The sequence below is a fragment of the Kitasatospora sp. NPDC058190 genome, assembly GCF_042883685.1.
GTDB lineage: Bacteria > Actinomycetota > Actinomycetes > Streptomycetales > Streptomycetaceae > Kitasatospora.
Genome location: NZ_JBHVVI010000097.1, coordinates 29275 through 34051, shown reverse-complemented (window position 1 = coordinate 34051; position 4777 = coordinate 29275). Strand labels below are relative to the sequence as shown.

At 75.1% G+C, this 4777-nt stretch carries 1 protein-coding gene and 1 pseudogene (1 of these 2 cut by a window edge); both read right to left on the bottom strand.

From position 1 onward, the window contains the following. A partial coding sequence (locus tag ACFVWU_RS33610; protein ID WP_387627869.1) for a beta-ketoacyl synthase N-terminal-like domain-containing protein occupies nt 1-3085 on the bottom strand: 3085 nt, incomplete at its 3' end. Nucleotides 3086-3119: 34 nt separating this feature from the next. Further along, nucleotides 3120-4777: pseudogene (gene pabB, locus ACFVWU_RS33605) on the bottom strand (aminodeoxychorismate synthase component I); it runs 529 nt beyond the window's last position.

The window sequence follows — 4777 nt, the reverse complement described above, 5'->3', positions numbered from 1 at the left end:
GGTCCACCCGGGTGGTCGGCTCGGTGACGTGCAGGGTCCGCGGCAGCAGACCGTGCCGCAGCGCCTGCACCGTCTTGATCACGCCGGCCACTCCGGCCGCCGCCTGGGCGTGCCCGATGTTCGACTTGACGGACCCGAGCCACAGCGGGCGGTCCGCCGGGCGTGCGCCGCCGTGCACGGCGAGCAGCGCCTGCGCCTCGATCGGGTCGCCGAGCGAGGTCCCGGTGCCGTGGGCCTCGACGGCGTCGACGTCGCCGGGGGCGAGCCCCGCGTCGGCCAGTGCGCGGCGGATCACGCGCTGCTGCGCGGGGCCGTTGGGCGCGGTGATGCCGTTCGAGGCGCCGTCCTGGTTGACGGCCGAACCGCGGACGACGGCGAGCACCGGGTGCCCGTTGCGCCGCGCGTCGCTCAGCCGCTCCAGGACGAGCAGGCCCGCGCCCTCGGCCCACGCGGCGCCGTCGGCGTCGTCCGAGAAGGACTTGCAACGGCCGTCGGGGGCCAGGCCGCGCAGCCGGGAGAACTCGACGAACGACCCCGGCGTGGCCATCACCGCGACGCCGCCCGCCAGGGCGAGCGAGGACTCGCCCGAGCGCAACGAGCGGCAGGCGAGGTGGAGGGCGACGAGCGAGGAGGAGCACGCGGTGTCGACGGTGAGCGCCGGGCCCTCCAGGCCGAAGCAGTACGAGATCCGCCCGGCGAGCGCGCTGCCGGCGGTGCCGATCCCGAGGAGTCCCTCCAACTCCGCAGGGGCGCCGGCACCGTAGTCGTGGTACATCGCGCCGGTGAAGACGCCGGTGCGGCTTCCGCGCAGCCCGGTCGGGTCGATGCCGGCGTGCTCCAGCGCCTCCCAGGCGGTCTCCAGGAGCAGTCGCTGCTGCGGGTCGGCGGCCAGGGCCTCGCGCGGGGAGAAGCCGAAGAAGGCGGCGTCGAACCGTCCTGCGCCGTCCAGGAATCCGCCCCGGCGGACGTAGGACGTCCCGGGCTGCTCGGGGTCGTCGTGGAAGAGGCCGTCGAGGTCCCACCCGCGGTCGGCGGGGAACGCGGAGTCGGTGTGGGTGCCGTCGGCGACGAGCGTCCAGAGGTCGTCGGGGGAGGAGACCCCACCCGGCAGGCGGCACGCCATGCCGACGATCGCGACCGGCTCGTCGGAGGCGTCGTACGGGCCCTCGTCCGGTCGGTCCGGCGCCGCGCCCGACAACAGGGACGCGACGGCGGCCGGGGTGGGGTGGTCGAAGCCGAGGCTCACCGGCAGCGGACGGCCGGTCTCCTCCGCCAGCAGGTTGCGCAGCCGGATGGTGCGCACCGAGTCCAGCCCGTACGCGCGGAACGCCGTGTCGGCGCCGATCGCCTCGTCGTCCGGGCCCCGCTCCATGACCTCGGCCGCGCACGAGCGCACGAGGTCCAGCGCGTCGCGGTAGTCGAGCGCGGACGGACCGGGGACGGACGCCTCCTGGGCCACCAGCTCCTCCAGCGACCGTCGGTGCAGCTTCCCGGCCGGGGTGCGCGGGAGGTCGTCGACGGTCACCAGTTCCAGCGGCACCTTGTACTCGGCGACCTCCCGCTCACGGAGGAAACCGGTCACGGCCCGCAGCCCGATCGCCGGGTCCGCCGCACGGGTGAGCACCAGGCACGGGATCTCGCCGAGCCGCGCGTCCGCCCGCCCGACGACGGCGAGCGGGCCGATGCCCGGCATCGCCGCCAGGAGCTCCTGGACCTCGGTCGCGTCGAACTTCCGCCCGCCCACGTTGATCAGCTCCGCCGCACGCCCGTGGAAGCGCAGCAGCCCGTCCTCCCCGAGGGTCGCCCGGTCGCCCGTGCGCAGCCAGCCGTCCGGCGTGATCGCCGCGCGGGTCAGCTCGGGATCCCGGTGGTATCCGCGGAACATGCTCGGGCTGCGGTACTGGAGGTCGCCCGGTGCGCCCGGGGGCAGTTCGCGCCCGTCCTCGCCGATGATCCGCACGCGCGCCCCGTTGGTCGGCCGGCCCACGCTGCGCACCGCGGCCCCGTCCGGGTCGGCCGGGGAGGTGCGGGTGCCGGTGCCCAGTTCGGACATGCCCCACACCACGACCAGCTCGCCGCCGAGCGCCGCCCGCACGTCCGCGGCCAGCGCGGCGGGGATCGCCGCCCCGGCGGTGCGCACCTGGTGCGGCCGGAATCCGGCGGGCTGTCCGGTGCGGGCCAGCGCACCGACGATGTCGTGCAGCTGCGCCGGGACGGCGAACACCGCGCTGGGGGCGGTGCGCCGGGCCAGCGCGAGGAAGCGCTCGGGGTCCCAGCCGCGCAGCAGGACCTGCCGGCAGGCCCGGAACAGCGCGGTGTGCAGGGACTGCAGGCCGAACAGGTGGGTGAGCGGGCAGGCCGTCAGGATCGCGTCGGCGAAGGCCGCGCCGCCTTCCTCGGCGACGGGGGCGGTGTTGGAGAGCAGTCCGTCGTGGCTGTGCAGGCAGATCTTGGGCCGCGCCGAGGTGGTGCCGGAGGAGGGGAGAAGGACCAGCGGCTGCTCCGGTACGACCTCGACCGGGTGCGGCTCCCGGCCCGCGTGGTCGGCCATCGTCCTGGCCAGGGCGTGGACCCCGGGCGGCAGTCCGTCCGGATCCCCCGCGACCAGCACAGCCCGCAGGGACGGTACGGCCGCCGGCAGCTCGCGGGCGGTGGCCACCGCCTCCGGCGCGAACACGGCCGCCACCGGGTCCACCCGGCCCAGCAGTGCCCGCACGTCGGCGGCGCCGTACCCGGCGTGCACCGGCAGCATGACCGCGCCGACGGCGGCGACGGCCAGGTGAGCGGTCTGGTACTCCCAGCAGTTCGGCAGCTGGACCGCGACCACCTCACCCGGGCCCACACCCAGCTCCTGGAGCGCCCGGGCCAGCGACGCCACTTCCGCCCGCCACTGACGCCAGGTCAGCTCGCGATCGCCGTCGACCAGTGCCACGGCGTCGGGGTCGCGCCGTACGGCCGCCGCGAACACCCCGGGCAGGGTGTGACCGCCCAGCGCTCCGGGGGCCCCGGAGGCCGGATCGATCGTGTAGTCATCGCTGTGGACGGACACCTTCACTCCCGGGGTCGGTGCGGGCTGCGCTGTCATCCTCGGCCCCGGCCCGCCGGGAAAGCCCTAGAGGCTAGAGCCGGCGCGATGCGGCGCGGGGAACGGCCGGGACCTGCTCGGGGACCGTGGTGTCCAGCAGCGCCAGCAGCGGGCGGGCCTTCACCACCGTCTCGTCGAACTCGGCCTCGGCGTCGGAGAGGGCGATGATCGCGCCGCCCACCCCGTAGCGCAGCCGCCCCTCGCTCACCACGGCGGTGCGGATGACGATGCTCAGATCGGCGGCGCCGGTCAGCGAGAGGTAGCCGATCGCGCCCGAGTAGATGCCGCGCGGGCCGCCTTCCAGGCGGTCGATGATCTGCATGGTGCGGATCTTGGGCGTGCCCGTCATCGAGCCGCCCGGGAAGGCCGACCGGACGCCGTCGACCGCGCTGTACCCGGGGCGCAGCCGAGCCCGTACGGTGCTGACCAGCTGGTGGACGGTGGTGTACGTCTCGACGTCGAAGAGCGGGTCGGCGACGACGGATCCGGTCTCGGCGCACCGTCCGAGATCGTGCCGGACGAGGTCGACGACCATGAGGTTCTCGGCCCGGTCCTTCTCGCTGGTCGCCAGGTCGGCGACGAGCAGGGTGTCCTCCTGCGGGGTGGCGCCGCGCGGGCGGGTGCCCTTGATGGGCTTGGACTCCATCACCCCGTCCGGCCCGATCCGCAGGAAGCGCTCGGGGGAGGAGCTGAGCACGGACAGCCCGCCGAAGTCGAGGAAGGCGGCGAACGGTGCGGGGCTGATCCGCCGGAGGGCCCGGTAGGCCTGCCAGGGGTCGAACGCGGCCGGGGCGTCGATCATGTTGGTGAGGCAGACCTCGTAGGTCTCGCCTGCCCCGATCTCGTCCTGGCAGGCGTCGATGAGCTGGAGGTAGGCCTCACGGGGGTGGCGCAGCCGGAGGTGGGCCGACTCACCGGGCGGGTTGTGGGCCGGCGGGTCGGTGCGCGGTGCGGGGCCGGTGAGCCGGGCGGCGGTGTCCCGCAGCCAGGCCCTGGCGGGCCCCTCCCGGCCGTCCTCGGCCAGGGCGAGCAGGTGGGCGGCACCGGTGCGGTGGTCGAGGACGACCGCCCGGTCGGCGAACACCATGACGGCGTCCGGGTCGGGCGAACGGTGGGCACGGTCGCCGCCGCACTCGGCCTTGAGCTCGTAGCCGAGGCAGCCGACCCAGCCGAGCGCGAAGTCGAACGGCAGCTCGGGCACCTCCACGCGCAGCGAGCGGAGGTCCGCGTCGAGCCAGTGCAGGAACTCGTCCTCCAGCACCCGCGTGCCGCCCTCGGCCGTCACCGTGACGGTCCCCCGGGAGACGTCCGCGCTCGCCACCCGGGCGAGCGGGCCGGAGGCGTCGCCCATCACGGAGACCTGGCCGAGCCGCCCGCCGGGGAGGCTGCTGTCCAGCCAGAACGGGTGGCTGCCGATGCGGAAGAGCCGGTCGAAGACGGTTTCGGCGTCCCACCGGGTGTCGATCTCCCGGGTCAGCACGGTCAGTTGGCGGGTGGCCGGGAGCGGAGTGCGGTCGGGCCGGGTGCGGGGCCGCGGTGCCGCGGGGGCGCGTCCGCGGCCGTGGCGGTGCGCGTGGTTGAAGCGCTCGGCGAGGTCCCGGAAGTTCGAGAGCAGCTGGTGCCCGGCCTCGGTGCCGATCGACTCGGGTTTGTTTTTTACTCATCTCTGAGGGATTTAGAGTTGTATCTTTG